Source organism: Amycolatopsis sp. NPDC043889 (genome assembly GCF_056435645.1).
In genome coordinates, this window is the sequence record NZ_JBWKEC010000008.1 from 1 (window position 1) to 18,988 (window position 18,988).

General features: G+C 68.7%; 16 protein-coding genes and 1 rRNA gene. 10 read left to right on the forward strand and 7 right to left on the reverse strand.

Features of this window, described 5'->3' with window-relative positions; translation table 11 throughout:
* Positions 1–75, reverse strand: a 16S ribosomal RNA gene (locus AC0685_RS17280); the annotation flags it as partial.
* A gap of 461 nt (positions 76–536) precedes the next feature.
* Here AC0685_RS17280 and AC0685_RS17285 point away from each other — a divergent pair.
* Both AC0685_RS17285 and AC0685_RS17290 read left to right on the forward strand, forming a co-directional pair.
* Positions 537–1,334: an alpha/beta fold hydrolase gene (locus tag AC0685_RS17285; RefSeq protein WP_478226421.1), complete on the forward strand. Its 798-nt coding sequence runs from the start codon at positions 537–539 to the stop codon at positions 1,332–1,334.
* Between the two features lie 8 nt (positions 1,335–1,342).
* Positions 1,343–2,101, forward strand: a complete 759-nt coding sequence (locus AC0685_RS17290; RefSeq protein ID WP_340688535.1) for an SDR family oxidoreductase — start codon at positions 1,343–1,345, stop codon at positions 2,099–2,101.
* Here AC0685_RS17290 and AC0685_RS17295 read toward each other — a convergent pair.
* Positions 2,040–3,638 carry an IS1634 family transposase gene (locus AC0685_RS17295; RefSeq protein WP_478226422.1) on the reverse strand — a complete coding sequence of 533 codons (1,599 nt, stop codon included), beginning with the start codon at positions 3,636–3,638 and terminating at the stop codon, positions 2,040–2,042. The genes AC0685_RS17290 and AC0685_RS17295 overlap by 62 nt on opposite strands.
* Positions 3,639–3,823: 185 nt before the next feature.
* On the opposite strand from AC0685_RS17295, the gene AC0685_RS17300 reads away from it, so the two are divergent.
* From AC0685_RS17300 to AC0685_RS17320, 5 genes are all read left to right on the forward strand, one after another.
* On the forward strand, positions 3,824–6,379 hold the full coding sequence (locus tag AC0685_RS17300) for a bifunctional FO biosynthesis protein CofGH (protein WP_478226667.1): 2,556 nt from the start codon (positions 3,824–3,826) through the stop codon (positions 6,377–6,379).
* A gap of 150 nt (positions 6,380–6,529) precedes the next feature.
* Positions 6,530–7,381, forward strand: a complete 852-nt coding sequence (locus AC0685_RS17305) for a HalD/BesD family halogenase (protein ID WP_478226423.1) — start codon at positions 6,530–6,532, stop codon at positions 7,379–7,381.
* A gap of 9 nt (positions 7,382–7,390) precedes the next feature.
* The gene (locus tag AC0685_RS17310; protein ID WP_478226424.1) at positions 7,391–8,245 is read left to right on the forward strand and encodes a class I SAM-dependent methyltransferase; all 855 of its coding nucleotides are present in this window, start codon (positions 7,391–7,393) and stop codon (positions 8,243–8,245) included.
* A complete protein-coding gene (locus tag AC0685_RS17315) occupies positions 8,242–10,023 on the forward strand; it encodes a choline/carnitine O-acyltransferase (RefSeq protein WP_478226425.1) in 1,782 nt (593 codons plus the stop codon). The genes AC0685_RS17310 and AC0685_RS17315 overlap by 4 nt, the downstream gene beginning before the upstream one ends.
* A gap of 94 nt (positions 10,024–10,117) precedes the next feature.
* Positions 10,118–10,660, forward strand: a complete 543-nt coding sequence (locus AC0685_RS17320) for a DUF4232 domain-containing protein (RefSeq protein ID WP_478226426.1) — start codon at positions 10,118–10,120, stop codon at positions 10,658–10,660.
* On the opposite strand, the gene AC0685_RS17325 is transcribed toward AC0685_RS17320, so the two are convergent.
* Positions 10,650–11,312 carry a hypothetical protein gene (locus tag AC0685_RS17325; protein WP_478226427.1) on the reverse strand — a complete coding sequence of 221 codons (663 nt, stop codon included), beginning with the start codon at positions 11,310–11,312 and terminating at the stop codon, positions 10,650–10,652. The two genes, AC0685_RS17320 and AC0685_RS17325, sit on opposite strands and share 11 nt — an antisense overlap.
* Before the next feature lie 149 nt (positions 11,313–11,461).
* Here AC0685_RS17325 and AC0685_RS17330 point away from each other — a divergent pair, with 149 nt between their 5' ends.
* Together AC0685_RS17330 and AC0685_RS17335 are read left to right on the forward strand one after the other, a co-directional pair.
* Positions 11,462–12,151, forward strand: a complete 690-nt coding sequence (locus AC0685_RS17330) for a winged helix-turn-helix domain-containing protein (RefSeq protein ID WP_478226428.1) — start codon at positions 11,462–11,464, stop codon at positions 12,149–12,151.
* Entirely contained in the window at positions 12,148–13,617 is a 1,470-nt protein-coding gene (locus AC0685_RS17335) for a HAMP domain-containing sensor histidine kinase (RefSeq protein ID WP_478226429.1), read from the forward strand. The genes AC0685_RS17330 and AC0685_RS17335 overlap by 4 nt, the downstream gene beginning before the upstream one ends.
* Here the strand turns inward: AC0685_RS17335 and AC0685_RS17340 are convergent.
* From AC0685_RS17340 to AC0685_RS17350, 3 genes are all read right to left on the reverse strand, one after another.
* Positions 13,583–14,656, reverse strand: a complete 1,074-nt coding sequence (locus tag AC0685_RS17340; protein WP_478226430.1) for a hypothetical protein — start codon at positions 14,654–14,656, stop codon at positions 13,583–13,585. The genes AC0685_RS17335 and AC0685_RS17340 overlap by 35 nt on opposite strands.
* 66 nt (positions 14,657–14,722) lie before the next feature.
* Positions 14,723–15,160 (reverse strand): hypothetical protein, encoded by a 438-nt coding sequence (locus AC0685_RS17345; protein ID WP_478226431.1) that lies wholly within the window; start codon positions 15,158–15,160, stop codon positions 14,723–14,725.
* A 15-nt stretch (positions 15,161–15,175) separates the two neighbouring features.
* Positions 15,176–16,513 (reverse strand): LVIVD repeat-containing protein, encoded by a 1,338-nt coding sequence (locus AC0685_RS17350; RefSeq protein WP_478226668.1) that lies wholly within the window; start codon positions 16,511–16,513, stop codon positions 15,176–15,178.
* A gap of 119 nt (positions 16,514–16,632) precedes the next feature.
* Between AC0685_RS17350 and AC0685_RS17355 the strand changes: the two genes are divergently transcribed.
* Entirely contained in the window at positions 16,633–18,069 is a 1,437-nt protein-coding gene (locus tag AC0685_RS17355) for a peptide ABC transporter substrate-binding protein (protein WP_478226432.1), read from the forward strand.
* Here the strand turns inward: AC0685_RS17355 and AC0685_RS17360 are convergent.
* Positions 18,049–18,948 carry a LysR family transcriptional regulator gene (locus AC0685_RS17360; RefSeq protein WP_478226433.1) on the reverse strand — a complete coding sequence of 300 codons (900 nt, stop codon included), beginning with the start codon at positions 18,946–18,948 and terminating at the stop codon, positions 18,049–18,051. The two genes, AC0685_RS17355 and AC0685_RS17360, sit on opposite strands and share 21 nt — an antisense overlap.
* Positions 18,949–18,988 lie beyond the last annotated feature (40 nt).

The window sequence follows — 18,988 nt, forward strand, 5'->3', positions numbered from 1 at the left end:
GCTTCATCGTTCGACTTGCATGTGTTAAGCACGCCGCCAGCGTTCGTCCTGAGCCAGGATCAAACTCTCCAACAATGTCAAATTTGATCGAGGCAATCTAATGCTCTCAAAGGAACCCCAAAACGAGGTTCAAAAAACATAAGCTCTACTGGCTTAGTTCACTAGCACACTGTTGAGTTCTCAAGCAACACACCCCAGATCGCACCGCCATCACACGGCCTTATCCGAAGCAGTCATTCCTAGCAGTTTTTGGTGAGACACCCACTCAATCGCACTGAGCGAGAGCTTGGTTCGTGTCCCGGTCGGCCGCCCGGTCTCCCTGGCGACGAAGAGAAGATTACACGTCCGGAAACCCCCGAAAACAGGGGGGTACCTTAACGGCGTTTACGCAGGTCAGAGGCCATATACAGGGTCGAAGCCGGCGATCGCCCCACAGGCGGCCGGGGAACCACCCGGCGAACTTCCGGCGAAGAATATTGCTCCGAGTACATTGCACCGTATTGATCCTGATGATTGCTCCGATTAGCGTCGGGCTCATGAGCACTGCGGAACTCGACGGCATCTCCGTCGCCTACGACGACCTCGGCACCGGGTTGCCCGTCGTCCTCGTCCACGGCCACCCCTTCAACCGTTCGATGTGGCGTCCCCAGGCCGAGCGCTTCAGTCAGGAGGGTTACCGGGTCATCACAGCGGACCTCCGCGGGTACGGCGAGACAACGGTGGTCCCGGGCAAGACCGGGCTCGACGTCTTCGCCAAGGACATCGCGCGTCTCGCGGATCGACTCGGCCTCGGGCGCTTCGTCCTCGGCGGCCTCTCCATGGGCGGGCAGATCGTCATGGAGTTCCACCGCACCTACCCCGACCGCGTCGCCGGGCTCCTGCTCGCCGACACCTCTCCCCAGGAAGAGACAGAAGAGGGCAAACGCGTCCGCGACGAGATGGCGGACCGGATCCTCGCGGAGGGACTGAACCCCTACGCGGAGGAAGTCCTGACGAAGATGGTCTCCCCGGAGAACGTCCGCACGATGCCGGACGTGGCGGCGCACGTCCTGGGGATGATGCGCACGACGCCCAAGGAAGGAGCGGCGGCCGCACTCAGGGGGCGCGCCGAGCGTCCGGACTACCGCGACAGCCTCACTCGCGTAGAAGTGCCGGCCCTGGTCGTCGTCGGGACTGAGGACGAGTTCACGCCGGTCGCGGACGCCGAGCTCATGCACGACCTCATCCCTGGCTCCACCCTGGCGGTGATCGAGGGCGCCGCTCACATGCCTAACCTGGAGCGCGAGGCCGAGTTCAACACCGTGTTCGCACAGTTCTTGAAAGAGATCGAGTGATGCCTTCCATGTCCCAGAAGACCGTTTTCGTGACCGGTGCCAGCGCCGGGTTCGGCGTCGAGATCGTCCGCCGGTTCGCCGCCGACGGCGCCAAGGTCGTCGCGGCCGCGCGGAGTAAGGACCGGCTCGACAAGCTGGCCGTCGAGCTGGGCGAGAACGTCCTCCCCTTCGAGCTCGACGTCCGGGACGCCGACGCGGTGGCCGCGCTCCCCGGCACGCTGCCCGCCGAATTCGCCGAAGTCGACCTGCTGGTCAACAACGCCGGCCTCGCGAAAGGACTCGAACCCGCCCATCGGGCGAAGCTCGACGACTGGGACCAGATGATCGACACGAACATCAGGGGGCTCGCGCACCTCACCCGCGCGTTGCTGCCCGGCATGGTCGAGCGCGGCCGCGGGCACGTGATCAACATCGGGTCGGTCGCGGGCTCCTACCCCTATCCCGGTGGCAACGCCTATGGGGCGACCAAGGCGTTCGTCCACCAGTTCAGCCTGAACCTGCGCGCGGACCTGCAGGGCACCGGCGTCCGGGTGACCAACGTCGAGCCGGGCCTGGTCGGCGGCACGGAGTTCTCCGTCGTCCGGTTCGAGGGTGATCAGAGCAAGGCCGACAACGTCTACAAGGGCACGACGCCGCTGACGGCCGCCGACGTCGCCGAGTCCGTCTTCTGGGCGGCTTCGCAGCCGGAGCACGTGAACATCAACGTCATCGAGTTGATGCCGGTGGTGCAGAGCTTCTCCGCGCTTCATATTCACCGAGAGAGCTAAGACCGAAGAAGTCGAAGAGCGCCTGCTGTTCCGGGCTCCGCTCGGTCAGCAGGCGCCGCGTCCGAGGGCGGCCGCCGGTGGACGGATACCGCAGCACCGTCTCCCCTATCCCCGCGAGGCTGTCCATCAGCTCACGGACCGACAGGTTCATCCCGGCCCGGTCGGCCTCGCGCCGCATGAGGTGGGTGACCGTGGACGCGAGCACCGTGACCAGGGTGTGCACCGCGATCCGATGCGGCGTCCACTCCCAGCGCGGGGCCGGGCCGGTGACGGCGGGACCGGTCAGCCAGCGGAACGTCGAGTCGAGGTGGGTCCGGGCCCGGTACGCGGTGACGACTTCGGACACCGGCCAGTCGTGGTCGGTGACCAGCACCTGCTTGCCGAAGAACTCGTCGTGCAGCCGCGACACGGCGGCATCGTCGACCTTCCAGGTCAGCCGGATCTCCCCCGGCTTCGTCCCCGTCAGGGAAGGGGAGAGCACCCGTTCGACGCGGCGGCCGCGGGTGATCCGCGCGATTTCGGCGTTCACCTGGCCGCGGTCACCCCGGTGGACGCCCGACGCGAGTGCGGCGTCGAGGCCGGCGAGTTCCCGCGTCGCGGTGCCCAGTTCCTCGCCGAACGCGCGGGCCTGCGCGTTGTGCAGGGTCTCCGAATGGGTCAGGATCACGCGCCGCCGCACGCCCGCGACCACGGCTCTGGTGTCGAGAGCGGTCAGCCCGGCGAAGCGCTCCGGGTCGACGGGCTTGCGCGCGGACGGCGGTTTCGCCAACAGCTCCGGATGCTCCGAAAGAGGCAGCGCGCCGACGAAGTGCCGTCCGAGGTCCAGTTGCGCGGCCTGGCCGGCGGTGAAGACCAGCGTGACGGGGTACAGCGAGCGGAGTCGCTCGGCGAGCGCGGCGAACGGCGGCGCCTCTTCCCGCGGGTACACGTGTGACGCCAGCGGGATCGCGCCGTCCTTGGTCACCACCAGGCCGAGTCCGGCGAGTTCGCAGCGGCAGGGGTCTGCCGTGGTGAAGGTGGCGAACTGCGCGACGTCCACGGCGAGCGCGGCGTCGCCCGTCCCCAGCCAGGAGAGCACCGCGTCGGCGACGGCGGTCTCGATCCTGGCGATCCGTTCGCCGGTGAGACGGTGCAGCGCCCGCCAGTGATTCGGAAGGTCTGCCTGGATGAATTCCCGGGCGACGGACTCACGCCACCAGTCGGCCAACTGCGTTTCGGGCGCTGTCGCCCGGTGCAGAACGGCGAGCGCGAGATGCGTCCCGAGAGTGGTCGCGGCGCGCTGGGCTCCGACGGCTTCGTCGACCCGGCGCACGAAGTCAAGCCGTCGCAGCGTGGCCCACACCGCCGCGACGTCACCGAAGGTCCGGTGACGCGCTTCGCCGGGGGCGGAGACATCGCCCTCCATCGCGCGCCCGATCTCCTCGGCCGTCCCGAGGTAGCGCTGCGACACGACCCTCGGCTCGCCGTCGACCCGCGCGGAGGTGACGAGGTAGTAGTACGTCCGCCCGCCGACCTTCTTGCCGATCACCGAAGCCACACTTTAGGTAATACACTCCGACCCATCGATCGGCAACCAAGATCGCGCCCTGACCAGCGAGAACAGTGATCACACCCACGTGGGTGACGCGGTGGCGGGATGCACACTGGCAGGTGGAGCAGGTCCGGCCATAGCGTGCGGGAATGGCATCCCCTGCTGACGCGAACGCCCCCACCACCTCGGCGATGCGCCGGGCACTCGCCAGGGCGCGCGACGGGAAGACCCTCGACCTCACCGAGGCCTCGATCCTGCTCCAGGCGCGCGGCGACGATCTCAAGACGCTGTCCGAGCACGCCTCCCGGGTCCGCGACGCCGGACTCGTCGCGGCAGGCCGTCCGGGCGTGGTCACCTACAGCCGTTCGGTGTTCATCCCGCTGACCCGGCTGTGCCGGGACCGATGCGGCTACTGCACCTTCGCGACCGTCCCCGGCCGCGTCGAATCGCCGTTCCTCTCCCCCGACGAGGTCCTCGACATCGCCCGCAAGGGTGCCGAAATGGGGGTCAAGGAAGCGCTGTTCACCCTCGGCGACCGTCCGGAAGACCGCTGGAAGGCGGCGAAGGACTGGCTCGACGCGCACGGCTACGACGACACGCTGTCCTACGTCCGGGCGATGGCGATCCGGGTTCTCGAGGAGACGGGTGTCCTCCCGCACCTCAACCCGGGCGTGCTGAGCTGGCAGGACTTCCAGCGGCTCAAGCCGGTTTCGGCGTCCATGGGCATGATGCTGGAGACGACGGCGAAGCGGCTGTACACGGAGAAGGGCGGCCCGCACTACGGCTCGCCCGACAAGGACCCCGACGTGCGCCTGCGGGTGCTGGAGGACGCCGGACGCAGTTCGGTGCCGTTCACCACGGGGATCCTGATCGGCATCGGCGAGAACTTCGAGGAACGCGCCGACTCGCTGTTCGCGATCCGCAAGGTCGCGAAGACCTACGGCGGCATTCAGGAGGTCATCGTCCAGAACTTCCGCGCGAAGCCGGACACGAAGATGCGCGCGACCCCGGACGCCGATCTCGAAGAACTCGCCGCGACCATCGCCGTCGCGCGTCTCGTGCTCGGGCCGCGGATGCGGATCCAGGCGCCGCCGAACCTGATCGGCCAGCAGTACGAACTGATGCTGAACGCGGGTATCGACGACTGGGGCGGCGTCTCGCCGCTGACCCCCGACCACGTGAACCCCGAACGCGCGTGGCCGCAGATCGACGAGCTCAAACGCCGCACCGAGGCGCTCGGCTTCACCGTGCGCGAGCGGTTGCCGATCTACCCGGAGTACGTCAAGGCCGGCGAGCCGTGGCTGGACCCGCGGATGAACGCGCATCTCGCGCCGCTGACCGACACCGAGACCGGGCTCGCCATCGAAGAGGCGATCCCGGTGGGCATCCCATGGCAGGAGCCGGACGGCGGCTGGAAGGAGGCCGGGCGTACCGATCTGCACGTCGAGGTCGACACCGTCGGGCGCACGGAAGACCGCCGCAGCGACTTCGACTCGGTCTACGGCGACTGGGCCGAGATCAAGGGCAATATCAAGACCGCGCCGCAGCGGTTCGACCTCGATATCCGGGATGCCTTGCGCAGCGCGGAAAAGGACCCCGCCGGGCTTTCGGACGACGAGGCTCTGGCTCTGCTGCACGCCGACGGGCCGGAGCTTGACACCTTCACCAAGATCGCCGACGACCTGCGTCGCGAGGTGAACGGCGACGACGTCACCTTCGTCGTCACGCGGAACATCAACTTCACCAACGTCTGTTACACCGGCTGCCGGTTCTGCGCGTTCGCCCAGCGGCGCACCGACGCGGACGCGTACACGCTCTCGCTGGAGCAGGTCGGCGACCGGGTCGACGAGGCGTGGGCCGCGGGCGCGACCGAGATCTGCATGCAGGGCGGCATCCACCCGGATCTGCCGGGCACCGCGTACTTCGACCTCGCGGCGGAGGTGAAACGCCGTCAGCCGGACATCCACCTGCACTCGTATTCGCCGATGGAGGTCGTCAACGGCGCTTCGCGGACGAACCTCTCGATCGAGGACTGGCTGGCGCGCGCGAAGGAGGCCGGCGTCGACTCGCTGCCGGGCACGGCCGCGGAGATCCTCGACGACGACGTCCGCTGGGTGCTGACGAAGGGCAAGCTGCCGACGTCGGAATGGATCAACGTCGTCACCACCGCGCACAAACTCGGCATCACCACGACGTCGACGATGATGTACGGCCACGTCGACACGCCGGCGCACTGGGTCGGGCACCTGAAGCTGCTGGCGAAGCTGCAGCGGGAGGGCCTGGAGCGCAACGGACGGCGGGGCTTCAGCGAATTCGTGCTGCTGCCGTTCATCCACCAGAGTTCCCCGATCTACCTCGCCGGGCTCGCCAGGGCCGGGACGACGCTGCGCGAGAACCGCGCGGTGCACGCGCTGTCCCGGCTGCTGCTGCACGGGATGATCGACAACATCCAGAGTTCGTGGGTGAAACTCGGTGAGGAAGGCAGCCGCGCGGTGCTCCAGGGCGGGGTCAACGACATCGGCGGGACGCTGATGGAGGAGACGATCAGCCGGATGGCGGGGGCGGCCAACGGGTCGTACAAGACGATCAGCGACATGCGCGCGATGGTCGAACCGCTGGGCCGTCCGCTGCGGCAGCGGACCACGGAGTACGGCACGCCGACGGCCGAGCGGATCGCCGCGGCCCAGGCATCCGACGGCGTCGCGACGGCGGTGCGGCGGCCGCTGTTGCCGCTTGTCACCAGCTGACGAAAAGTCATTGACGGCCCCCTTACCCGCGTACGACCGCGGGCAAGGGGGCCGTCACGTTCCGTGTGGCACCGCTCACAAGGCGCGGGGTTCGCGGGCGTTTTCTGTGCTAAACCCGAGACTCACTTCCGGGCAGCCGAGAGGACGTCGATGACCGCGAGCGCAGTCCAGGTGGCCGATACCGCCCGCTATCCGTTGTCCGAACCGGGAAGCCCCGCGTGGCGCGAAATCGTTTCCCGGACCCGCGCCGAACTGCGGGAAACGGGCTGCAGTGTGCTGGCCGACTTCATCCGTCCGGAGTTGCGTGACGTCCTTCGCGACGAAGGCGCGAAGATCGCTCCGGAGGCGTACGCGAAGGTTGAACGCGTCAACGCCTACAACATCGCCATCGACACTCCGCTGCCGGAAGACCACCCCGGCCGCACGATCATGGAACGCGGCAACGCCTTCGTGGCGCGCGACCGGATCCCGGCGACCGCGGTGATCCAGCAGCTGTACTCGAGCCGTGAGTTCCAGCGGTTCGTCGCCGACTGCTTCGAACTCCCCGAGCTGCACGAACTCGCCGATCCGCTGTCCGGCCTGGTGCTCAACGTGATCGAGCCGGGCCGCTCGCATCCGTGGCATTTCGACACCAACGAGTACACGGTCAGCATGCTCACCCAGGAGGCGGCCGACGGCGGAGTCTTCGAATACTGCCCGAACATCCGCTCCGAAACGGCGGAGAACTTCGACGACGTCCGCGCCGTGCTGGCGGGCGAACGTGATCATCTGATCAAGCGGCTCACTCTGCGTCCTGGCGATCTTCAGCTGTTTCGCGGACGCTTCGCGCTGCACCGGGTGAGTAGGGTTCAAGGGGCAGTCGCCCGCCATTCCGCGATCTTCGCGTACAGCGAGCGCCCTGGGGTCATCGGCAGTCCGGAACGGACGAGACAGCTGTTCGGCCGGGTCCTGCCGGAACACGTCGCTTCCGCGGCGGTCCGGGGCGATCAGCTGCTCGACTAAGTCAGGAGCATGGCCGTGCCTTTGGATTCGACCGGCAAGATCAATTTCGACGACATCTACACCGAGCCCGATCCTCGCGCGTTCTTCGGCACCTTGCGCAGACTGGACTACGACATCCCCCAGCAGGCCAAGGCGTACTTCGCGAAACTGATCGACGAGTACCGCGCGGAGGCCGACGTCAAGGTCCCGACGGTGCTCGACCTCGGCTGTTCCTACGGCGTCAACGCGGCGCTGCATCGCTGTGACATCTCGATGGACCGGCTGTACGACCACTACCGGGACGGCGAGTCGCTGAGCCGGGACGAGCTGATCGCGCGCGATCGCCGGATGGTCGAGAAGCTCGCCGTCGGCGACGGTGTCCGCTTCATCGGCCTCGACGCCTCCGCGCCCGCATTGGACTACGCGCTCGCCGCGGGCTTCATCGACGACGCGATCCACGCGGATCTGGAGAGCGAAGACCCGACAGAGGAGCAGCGCGCGCTGCTGGCCGACGTCGACATCGTCATCTCGACCGGCTGCGTCGGCTACGTCACCGAGAAGACCCTCGTCCGGATCGCGCGGGAAAACCGGCCGTGGATGGCGCATTTCGTCCTCCGGATGTTCTCCTATGGGCCGGTCGCCGAGAGCCTCGCCGAATTCGAGTACGAGACGACCGGGGTCGACGGCCTCTTCCGGCAGCGGAGATTCGCTTCTGCTGAGGAACAGTCGCAGATCTTGGACAATCTTTCCGTCGCGGGCGTCGACCCGCGTGGGCTGGAAGCCGACGGCCGGCTGTACGCGCGGCTGTTCGTCTCCCGGCCGAACGGCGCGGCGGGCGAGCTCGCCTCCGCGCTGAACGCCCTTCCCCTTCGAGATCAAGGATGATCGTGAGCAGTCCGGAACCGTCCACCCGCACGTTCGGCAACGAGGACATCCTGCCGCGGGTCCCCGTCCCCAGCCTGGACGACACCTGCCGCCGGTTTCTCGAGTGGTGCTCGCCGCTGCTCACCCCTGGGGAGCTCGCGGAGACCGAAGGCGCCGTCGCCGAGTTCCTCGCGGCAGGAAGCCCGGCGCACGAACTGCAGAGCGCGCTCGAGGCCTACGACAAGCGGGAAGGCGTCCGCAGCTGGCTCGACACCTTCTGGCCGTACCGCTACCTCGGCCGCCGCGACCGGATCGCGCTCAACGCGAACTTCTTCTTCCTGTTCACCGAATCCCCGCTGGAACAGCTCGAGTGCGCGGCAGAACTGGCGGCGTCGGCGGTGGACTACAAGCTGAAGCTCGACGAGGAATTGGTGCCGCCGATCGTGCTGCGCGGGCAGCCGCAGTCGATGGTGCAGCACAAGTACCTGTTCTCGGCGACGCGGATCCCCGGCGCCGTGCAGGACACCGCGCGCACGCCGTACCGCGAGGACTGGCCGGGGCCGTCGAGGGCGCGGCATATCGTGGTCTTCCACCGCGACACCCCGTTCCGGATGGACGTCATCGCGCCGGACGGCCGCCCGTACTCCCCCGAACAGCTGGTCGCGGGCCTGCAGGTGATCGTCAAGTCGGGGAACTTCATCGAAGACCCGCGGACCGCCGCCGGGCATTTCACCACCAAGGCCAGGGCGGAGTGGGCGGCGACGCGGGAAGCGCTGCTCGCCGCCGGGAACGCGGCCGCGCTCGACGACATCGAGACGGCGTTGTTCTGCCTGTGCCTGGAGGACTTCACGCCGGCGAACACGCAGGAGGCGTGCGACAACCTGCTGCACGGCGACAGTGGGAACCGCTGGTTCGACAAGGCCGTTTCGCTGATCGTCTTCGAGGACGGCACGGCGGGGATCAACGTCGAGCACTGTGAACTGGACGGGACCACGATCCTCGGGTTCACCGACGCGCTGCTGAGCGGAACGCGGCTGGAGCGGCCGCCCGCCGACGGCGTCCCGGCGTCCGAGCTCATCGAGTTCGTCCTGGGTGAGGCGCTGCGCGAGGACGCCCGCGCCGCTGCCGCGTCCTTCGCCGAGTACGCCGAGGCGACCGCTACGAAGACGGTGTCCTTCACCGACTTCGGCGCGAAGCGGGCGAAGGAGCTGGGGATGTCCCCGGACGCCTTCGCGCAGATGGCGTACCAGCTCGCGCACAAGCGGGCGAAGGGGATCACCGGCGCGACGTACGAGTCGATCGCGACGCGGCAGTACCAGAATGGGCGCACCGAAGCGATGCGCGTGGTGACGCCCGAGGTGCAGTGGTTCGTCCAGGTGATGGACGACCCGCAGGCCGACCGGCAGACGCGTCAGGCGGCCTTCCGCGCGGCGGCCGCGAAGCACGTCACGCGGGCGAAGGAGTGTCAGGCGGGTGACGCGCCGGAGCAGCACCTGTGGGAGCTGCAGCTGATCCAGAAGCGGCGCGGCGTCGAGGACTCTCCGGCGCTGTACTCGTCACCCGGCTGGTTGAAGATGCGCGACGACTACCTGAGCACGAGCTCGGCGCCGTCGGTGAACATCCAGTACTTCGGCTTCGGGTCGACCAGCCCGCAGTGCATCGGTGTCGCGTACGTGCTGCTGCCGGAGTCGTTGAATCTGTACCTGTGCACGCCGAAGCACGTGGCACACGAGATGGAGCTGTTCGCGACCGAACTGGCCAACGCCATCCGCGAGTTACAGGAGTTGCTGGCTTCTTGAGGGGTAAGGCAAACCATGGCGTGTCCGTGAAGGCCTCCTTGCCTACCCTGACGGTAGTGAAGGAGGCCTTCACGGACAGCGATAGGGTTCCGGCGTGCTGGGAAAACTGGGGTTGCTGGGCGGACTACTGCTCTTCGTGGCGGGGTGCGCTGAGCCCCCGCCCCCGGCGCCGGTCCCTCAGCCCGTGCCCACGCCGGTGCCGGGCACCGTCGAACCGGCGGGCTGTCTCGGCACCGGGGTGGCGGTGAAATCCGGGCCGGTCGAGGCCGCGCTGGGCCATCGCGCGATCGTGCTCACCCTCACCAACTGCGGCACGACACCGCGCACGCTCACCGGCTATCCCGAAGTCCGCTTGCTGGACAAGGAAAAGCGGCCGATGGCGGTCGAGGTCGAGCACGGGACGTCGTACATGGCGATCGATCCCGGTGTCAGCGCGCAGACGGTTCAGCCCGGCGGGACACTGCTCTCGGTCGTCTCGTGGTCGAACACCGTCACCGTGGGTTCGCCGGAAGCGGGCGCCTACGTGACGGTCGCGGCCGCGAAGGGTGACCCGGAGCAGCGGATCACGGTCGACACCGACCTCGGGACCACGGGCAAGCTGACGCTGACGGCTTGGAACCCGAAGCTCAAAAACTGAGGTTGCCGAACAAGCCCTCGAAGAAGTCCGGCGCTGACACGACCACGAGACCGGCAAGTCCCATCGGCAGAGCGGCCAAGGCGACCTGGGCGGCCTGCCGGCGCGAGCGGATTCCCCGCCAAGCCACGAAGGCGATCGCGAGGGCCGTCACGACCGCCAAGGTTCCGACTCCGGACCGGTCGGACCGCCGGACGAGGTCGGCGACCAGCAGACCCATGACCGCCGCGGTGGCCACGGTGCCGCGCCGGTCGGTCCGCCCGACGGCATCGAGCACGAGTCCGGCGACGAGGCCACCGGCAACAGCCAGACCACACCACAGTACGAGCGTCGGCAGGTCGATCCGGTAGGGCATGCCCGCGTACTTGACGCCGTACATCACCGCCTTGCCGAGATAGAACGCGAGTACCGCCGCGATCAGCGCGCAAACCGCTCGAACCACTGCCCGACGCCTCGGCATCCCGGGGACGACGGCGACGATCAGCACGATCCAAAGGGTGAAGCTGTGCGCCAGTGGCCGAAGCGGCTCGCTGTAGTAGGCGTAGGCGCCGACAGCACCGGACACCGCACCGGCCGCGATCACCGCCACATCGGAGAATCCGAAGTAGCCGGACGCGCGTTTTCCCGCAGGATCGTTCCCCACCTCGACCGACATGGTTCCCCCTCGCTCGCGAATACGACAGTGAAACAGAGAACCGGGGTTTGTGACGAGACCGCACGGCTCTGCGACGGTTCCGCCGCCGATCCGGGCGAGTGCGACAGAGCGCCCTTACGATCGGTGAGCCTTTCGATCTTGGGAGAACCATGCCGCGCATCCTGCTCGTCGAGGACGACGTAGCACTGGCCGAAGCGCTCACACTCGCGCTGAAGGCACTCGGGCACGATGTCGACGTCGCGCCGACCGGGGAGCGGGCGCTGGAGGCGCTGTTCACCGACCGGCTCGAACTCGACTTCGTCCTGCTCGACGTCATGTTGCCCGGGATGGACGGCTTCGAGGTGTGCCGCCGGATCCGCGCCCGCAGCCGTCTGCCGCTGGTCCTGCTGACCGCCCGCGGCGACCCGATCGACATCGTCGCTGGCCTGGAGTGTGGCGCCGACGATTACGTGGTCAAACCCGCCGAACCGCGGGTGATCGACGCACGGATCAAGGCGATCGGACGGCGTGCCGTCACCGCTCCCGGGCCGTCGGCCGGTCAGTTGCGGGTGGGACGGCTGGAGATCGACGCGACCGCGATGAGCGTGACGCGCGACGGCGTCGAACTGGCGCTCACCGCGACCGAGATCCGGTTGCTGGTCGAGTTCGCCGAACATCCCAACCAGGTACTGAGCAGGCAGACGCTGCTGAAACGGGTCTGGGACTACGGCTACGTCGGCGACTCGCGGATCGTCGACGCGGCGGTCGCGCGGCTGCGGGCGAAGATCGAGGACGATCCGGCGAATCCCGTGGTGTTGAAGACCGTGCGCGGACTCGGCTACCGGCTGGTGGGCGAATGAGGTTCGGACTCCGTGCCCGGGTGACCGCGGCGGTCGTGGTGGTGACCACGACGGCGACGGTCTTGATGGCCTTCAGTGCGGCCAAAATCCAAGAGGACGACGCGCTCGACAGTTTCACCGCCGCGGCGAAGACGTCGTTCGGGGCGACGTTCGGACAGGCATGGCCCCATCTCGAACAGTTCATGGCGGGCAACCCGCAGGCCTTGGACCTGTTCTCCCAGGGGATGGATACGGCGGCGGCGGACTGGATGCTCGTCACGAGCCACCCCCAACTGACCAACGACGACTTCAAGGCACCCGAAGGACCTCCCGTGGTCGTCAAGCCCTCGCCACTAAGCCTCGATTGGGCGACTGGCACCAAGAACGTGAACCCTCCCGACCGGCGAGCCGCGCTGGAAAGCGTGAAGGACGTGGTCCTCCTGCGAACCACAGGCCCGGGAAAGCTGCTGTCGACGGTCACGACCGATCCGGCGACCGGCCGCAGGCTCCTCGTGGTGAGCGCGAACTTCGTCGCGTACTGGGTGGTGCAGTTCTTCGACCTCACCACGTTCGAGCAGGATCTGGCGGCCCAGCGGTGGAAGCTGGGGTGGATCGCCCTCGGTGTCGCCGTCCTCGGTGTGGCGGCCGCCGTCTTCGCGGCGGGCCGGGTCCGGCGACCGGTGCTGCGAGTCGCCTCCGCCGCCCGCGACCTCGGCGACGGCGCCTTCGACGTGCGTGTCCCCGTGAAGGGCCGCGACGAACTCGCCGACCTCGCCGCGTCGTTCAACACGATGGCCGATCGGGTCGGCGCGGCGATCGAAGAACTGCGCGCCAAGGACCGTCAGCAGCAACGGTTCGTCGCCGACGTCGCCCACGACCTGCGGACCCCGCTCGCGTCGATGGTCGCCACGGTCGACACCCTCGACGACGCCAGCCCCGAGATCAGGACCCGCGCGACCGAGTTGCTCGGCACGCAGGCCCGGCGCCTGGCGCGGCTCGTCGAAGACCTGATGGAGATCTCGCGGTTCGACGCGGGTTCCGCGGACCTGCGCCCCGAACTCGTCGACCTGCCCGCGCTCGTCGAGGACGCGATCGAGGTGAGCGTGCCGGAGACGCCCGTCCAGGTGACGAGCACCGGCGACACGACCGTCTCCGCCGACCCGCGCCGCGTCCACACCATCGTGTGCAACCTGCTGGTCAACGCCGAACGGTACGGCCGGACCCCGATCACCGTGTCCATGGAAGGCCTTTCCGACTCGGTGACGATCCGGGTCGCCGACTCCGGGCCAGGGTTGCCCGAGGAGTTGCGCCCGATCCTGTTCGACCGGTTCGTGCGCGGCGATCACGCGCGCCAGGCGACCGAGGGCAGCGGGCTGGGGTTGTCGATCGCCAGGGAGAACGCGCTGATCCACGGCGGGGACATCACCGTGCGCAACGACCGCGGCGCCGTCTTCACCGTGCGTCTTCCACGGGAGTCACCAGCGTGAGCCCGCGTGGCGCGTAGCCGTCGAAGTACGGCATCGGGACGTGGGTGAGGATCAGGAACAACGCGGTCAGCACTCCTGCCTGGGACAGCTTCAGCTCACGGTGACCGAGCCGGTGCCACATCACCAGGACGAAGTTCGTGACCAGCAGGAAGCCCCACCGGGCGTCGTCCCAGCCGCCGAACGCGAGCAGCACCGGCGCCCCGATCGCGGCGGCGGGCACCACGGCCGCGAGCGTGGGCCGGTGCAGGTACAGGAAACCGCCGATCACCACGGCCGCGATGGGCAGCAGATAGAGCAGCACGGCGGTGATCGAGTACAGCCGCCAGCTCTCGGCCTGGGTGCGCCCGAACAGATCCAGCGCGTCGACGCGGTAGGGAAAGTCCGCTGTGGACAGTGACCGCCGGAGTCCTTCGACAGCGCCGGGTGCGGCGGGTGGCAGCGCGAGGATCCCCAGGCCGAGCACGGCGCCCGGAGCGAGCAGTGCGCACGCGCGCCGAAACGGGAGCTTTCGCAGCAGGGCGAACCCGAATACCGGCAGCACGGTGAGCAGCGCGATCTCGTGCACCGTCACCGAAAGCGCCATCACCGCGCTCGCGAACACAAGCCTGTTCCGATGCAACGCCCACAGCGCGCCGAACAGCAGGAGATACAGCACCTGGTCGAAGTAGCCGACCTCGTGGAACAGGTAGCCGCCGCACGGCAGCAGGAGCCAGGCGACGATCAGCAGCCGACGGCTTTCGGTGCGGCTGTGGAAGAAGGCGAGCGCCACGGTCGCCAGCACCGCGCCGAGGACCACGAAACTCGCGACCGCGAAGACGAGGTAGTCATGTCCGAACGGCTTCAGGAGCGTCCCGACGAGGAAACGCCGGTGGAAACCGTCGGCCAGGGACACGGACTGCAGGGTCGCCGCCCACTCCCCCGGCAACCGGAACCCGGTGTATCCGGCCACGAGGACGGCGATGCCGAACAGCGCGGTGACGCTTCGCCGCGGGGTCTTCCCGGGAGCGTGCACCGGGGCCCGGTCGAGCAAAGTGGTCATGGCGCCAAGCTAGAAACGGATCATGTCACCACCATGACCGCTGATCACCGGCTTCGCACGGTTCTGTCACATGGTCGTCGACGTGAGGAAGGCCTGCTCGGACCCGTCGGCGACGAACGCGGTCCGTGCCTTGGTGGTCGTGGGCAGCTCGCAGGAAAGCCACTTCACCCCGGACGGGAAGAGTCCCGTCAAGGACTCGGGCACGGCCGGAGAACCCGCTTGACACTTGTAGCCGTCCAGCACCTTCGCGACGGCCTCACGACGTAGCTTCACCAGAGCGGAAAACCGGAGGTCGCTCGGTCCGGGTGCCGCCTCCCGCCCTTCGGAGGCGCCTATCCTCTCCTCGACCCAGGACGCCTGGACGATCTCGCCGACCTCCGGGAAATCCTCGGCGACCGGCGCCGGATCGGTGCGGACGGCCATTTCCTCCGGCGGTGCCGGGGCACAGGCCGCGATCAGGACGACCGCGGCCGTGATCCCCGACGTCTTCCCCATGGTGCGCATGGGGAACATCTTCCCTCAGGCGGTGAGCTTCAGGATGTCGATTCCGCGAGTGTTGTCGGCGACATAGACGTAACCCTTGTGCCAGTAGGGCGCCCACGCGCTGGCGTCCGCCGGGCGGAAGTAGGCGATCTGCTTCGGGTCGGTCGGGTCGCTGACGTCGAGGAATCGCGTGCCCTGCGCGTAGAACGACTGCACGAGGACCTTGCCGCGGATGTCGAAGTAGTGCGCGGAGCAGTCACCCGACGCCGGGTCGCTGCCTTCCTGCCCGGCGACGCTCCAGGTGCCGACGGACTCGAGGCGGAACGGCTTCTCCGGCGTCGAGCGCCAGCCCTCGCCGTTGTACGAGTTCTTCAGCGACGAGATCGTCAGCACGCCGTCACCGGCGCAGCCGTCGAGGAAGCTTTCTTCGGTGGCATAGATCAGGTCTCGGCCGTGCCAGCGGTTCGCGTCGGCGCCGTCGGCCGAGCGGTGTCCCGCCGGGTGGAAGCTGTTGTGCATGAACTTCGACGGCGCCGCCGTCTCCTCGATCCCGCCGCCCGCGTAGGGCACCGGGTCGAACGCGGTCGCGCGGCGGACCTTCCCCCGCACGGGATCGCGGTGGTGGCCGTTGGTCCAGTAACCGCGGACGCCGCCTCGTCCGGACACCCACGCCACGCCCTCGGCGTCGACCTGGACGTCGTGCACGTAGTCGGTCTTGCCGTCGTTGCGCGCGAGTTCGATCGGGTTCGGGAACGTCTTGGGGTTGCGCGGGTCGCGGATGTCGGTCACCCAGATCGGGCGGCCGCCCCACTCCGCGGGCTGGTTCGCGGCCTTCGCGGGACCGCCGGTCCACAGATACCGGCAGTCGTCGACGCAGCTGGTCGTGTGGCCGGCGGGCACCTTGGTATAGCTGAGGATGGCCGGTTTGTCCGGGTTCTTCAGGTCGATGATGTAGATACCGGACTCGCCGGTCTGCGTGGTACCGCCGTAGGCCCGCGGGTCGCGCGCGAGGAAGACGAGCTTGCGCTTGACGTCGACCTCGGTGTCCTCGGTCTCCCACAGACCGGGAAGGCTGACTTCACCGATCAGCTTCGGCGCGGTGGGGTTCTTCGTGAGGTCGTAGACCTTCAGGCCGAACTCGCCGGAAACCGCCATGACGTCACGGTTGCCGTACTGCAGGAACCCCATGGCGATGGCGCCTTGCGCGTCGGGCACGTTGCCGACGGCCTTGACGTTCTTCACCGCGCCGGGGGCACCCGCGACCCGGACCTTCTCGCCGGCCGGTTTGTCCTCCTCGCCGCAGGCCGCCGCGGGCAGACCGGTGGCGATCAGGGTCGCGGTGACCGTGGCGAGCGCCAAGCACGAACGGAGCAACCAGTTTCCTCGCACAGAAACCTCCCAGGCTGGTCCCTGCACCTTATGATCGCCACTTTGCCCGCACAACCGCCATTGGTCTGTGGGACTGCTCGGTGCGGGACTGCTATGACATCCTCATGCGCTTGCGTCTTCTGGTCCCACTCCTGGCCGCCGCCCTGGTCGCGGCGGGCTGCTCGGAATCCGGCGAACCGCCCGCACCGGACGTTCTGCGCGTGGGCCTGGCCGCCCCGGCGACCCTGCTGCCCGCGGACGTCCGCGACCAGTCCGGGCGGATGCTCGCCGGCGCGCTGTGGACGCCGCTGGCCGATTACGACCCGGCGACGGGGAGGTCGACGCCGCGGGCGGCCGAAGCGTTCACCAGCTCCGATCGGATCACGTGGACGGTGAAGCTCAAGGACGGCGGGAAGTTCCACGATGGCACCCCGGTGACAGCGCAGTCCTATGTGGACACCTGGAAGACGATCGGCGCGGAACAGTGGCAGGCGTCGCGGGTGATCAAGGATCTCTTGCGGGCCAAGGAGATCACCGCACCGGACCCGCTGACCATCCGGCTCGTGCTCGACCGGGCGTCCGGTCAGGTTCCCGCCCTGCTCTCCTCGCCCGCGCTGGTCCCGTTGCCCGCGTCGGCACTGACTTCCCGTAATTGGACCGGTTTCGCGCAGCGTCCCGTCGGCAACGGGCCGTTCCGGCTGGACGGCCCGTGGCAGCCATCGGGCGGCAAACTGATCCGCGTGGCGGACGCGCCGGGCAAGGCGCGCGTGATCGAACTCAAGACCGGCGACGCGGCGGCGCAGTACGACGAGGTCAAGGCCGGGAAACTCGACCTCTCCACCTTCGTCCCCGGCGATCGCCACGAAGCCATGCACGCCGATTTCGCGCGGCGGCACGTGATGTGGGCCCTGCCCACCGTCGCCTACCTCGGGTTTCCCCTGACCGCACAGCACTTCTCCGACGCGACCGTCCGGCACGGCTTCGCGCTCGGGATCGACCGCGCGGCGCTGGAGGCCGGCGTCCTCGGCAAGCAGGTGGACCCGGCGAAATCGCTGCTGCCGCCCGCCGTCGCGCCGGGTGAGCGCAGCAGCACCTGCCGTCCCTGCACGTTCGACGCCGAGGCCGGAAAATCCCTGCTGTCCCAGGCGGAGTTCCCGGCCACACCCGTCCACTTCGGACAGTCGCAGGCGAGCTGGCTGCGTCCGCTCGCGGAGCAGGTCGGCGCGGCGGTCGGCGTCCCGCTCGCCGCGGAGCCCGGACAGGGACCGTTCGCGATCGACGTGGCCCTGATGACGCCGAGCCCGCAGGAGGTGCTGGCCGAGCTCGCGAAGGCGACCGGATATCAGAGCGACGGGTTCGCCGACCTGCTGAAATCGGCCGAGGAGACCGAAGCAGGCGAGAGCGGCGAGGTCTACCGGCTGGTGGAGAACCAGTTGCTCCGGGATCTCCCGGTCGTGCCGCTGTGGTCCGGGCACGGGCACGCCGTTTGGGCGGACAGGGTGGGCGACGTCAAGGCGACGGCGTTCGGCGGGGTGGACCTGTCAGGTGCCTCCGTGCGGTGACCCGAGCGTGCACTCGCCCGCGACGACGTCGATGAAGGCCGAGGTCAGCGGGTCGGGCGTGCCGCGGCAATAGGCGGCGAGCGTGCGCCGGATCGCCGGTTCGGGCCGCAGGACGCGGCCGTGGAAGCCTGCGGGCAGGACGTTGGCCGGGACCAGCGCGGGACCGAGCCCCGCCGCCGCGAGTACCGGGGCCGCCGCGCTCTGTTCGGTCTGGACCGCCGCCCTCGGCTGGAACCCCGCCGCGGCGCACGCCTGGTCGACGAGGTCGGCGAGGCCGTTGCCCGGCGCGTAGTGCACCCACGCGCAGTCGGCGAGGGTCGCCAGATCGACGACGCCGGTGCCGTCGTCCTCGCGCGGCCCGTCGATCGGCAGGACCACGACGAACTCCTCGGCACCGATTTCGCGGACCGGCCCCTCCCAAGCCCGCGGGACCGGGCCGACCGCGACGTCGGCCTCCCCTGCCGCCATGGCCTCCCGGAGCTCGTCCGCGTGCCGGAACTCCACCAGCCGCACGTCGACCTCCGGCCGCTCCCGGCGCCAGACCCGCAACGCCGCGGGCAGGACCCCGATGCCGACCGAGTAGACCGTCGCGATCTGGAGTTCCCCGGCCTCCAGCCCGGACGCCTGCCGGGCCGCGCACCGCGCGCGTTCGGCGTCGGCGAGGGTGGCGCGGGCGTGCGGCAGCATGGCGCGGCCCATCGGGGTGAGCCGGACGCTGCGCGGCAGCCGTTCGAGCAGCGGGCCGCCGACGCCCTTCTCCAGCGCGCGCACCTGATGCGACAGCGCGGGCTGCGTCACGTGCAGCAACTCGGCGGCCTTGGTGAACGAGCCGGTGTCGACGACGGTCACCAGGTACTCGAGTTGCCGCAAGCTTGTCATGAAGAGAGTTTATCGGAGCGGTGATATCTATGCCTTGGAC

What these genes read in the sequence shown, in the direction of transcription:
- AC0685_RS17305 (WP_478226423.1), top strand. Translation starts at nt 6,530, where the DNA reads ATGACCGCGAGCGCAGTCCAGGTGGCCGATACCGCCCGCTATCCGTTG.
- AC0685_RS17355 (WP_478226432.1), top strand. Translation starts at nt 16,633, where the DNA reads ATGCGCTTGCGTCTTCTGGTCCCACTCCTGGCCGCCGCCCTGGTCGCG.
- AC0685_RS17330 (WP_478226428.1), top strand. Translation starts at nt 11,462, where the DNA reads ATGCCGCGCATCCTGCTCGTCGAGGACGACGTAGCACTGGCCGAAGCG.
- AC0685_RS17285 (WP_478226421.1), top strand. Translation starts at nt 537, where the DNA reads ATGAGCACTGCGGAACTCGACGGCATCTCCGTCGCCTACGACGACCTC.
- AC0685_RS17325 (WP_478226427.1), bottom strand. Translation starts at nt 11,312, where the DNA reads ATGTCGGTCGAGGTGGGGAACGATCCTGCGGGAAAACGCGCGTCCGGC.
- AC0685_RS17290 (WP_340688535.1), top strand. Translation starts at nt 1,343, where the DNA reads ATGTCCCAGAAGACCGTTTTCGTGACCGGTGCCAGCGCCGGGTTCGGC.
- AC0685_RS17360 (WP_478226433.1), bottom strand. Translation starts at nt 18,948, where the DNA reads ATGACAAGCTTGCGGCAACTCGAGTACCTGGTGACCGTCGTCGACACC.
- AC0685_RS17345 (WP_478226431.1), bottom strand. Translation starts at nt 15,160, where the DNA reads ATGCGCACCATGGGGAAGACGTCGGGGATCACGGCCGCGGTCGTCCTG.
- AC0685_RS17300 (WP_478226667.1), top strand. Translation starts at nt 3,824, where the DNA reads ATGCGCCGGGCACTCGCCAGGGCGCGCGACGGGAAGACCCTCGACCTC.
- AC0685_RS17340 (WP_478226430.1), bottom strand. Translation starts at nt 14,656, where the DNA reads ATGACCACTTTGCTCGACCGGGCCCCGGTGCACGCTCCCGGGAAGACC.
- AC0685_RS17310 (WP_478226424.1), top strand. Translation starts at nt 7,391, where the DNA reads ATGGCCGTGCCTTTGGATTCGACCGGCAAGATCAATTTCGACGACATC.
- AC0685_RS17315 (WP_478226425.1), top strand. Translation starts at nt 8,242, where the DNA reads ATGATCGTGAGCAGTCCGGAACCGTCCACCCGCACGTTCGGCAACGAG.
- AC0685_RS17335 (WP_478226429.1), top strand. Translation starts at nt 12,148, where the DNA reads ATGAGGTTCGGACTCCGTGCCCGGGTGACCGCGGCGGTCGTGGTGGTG.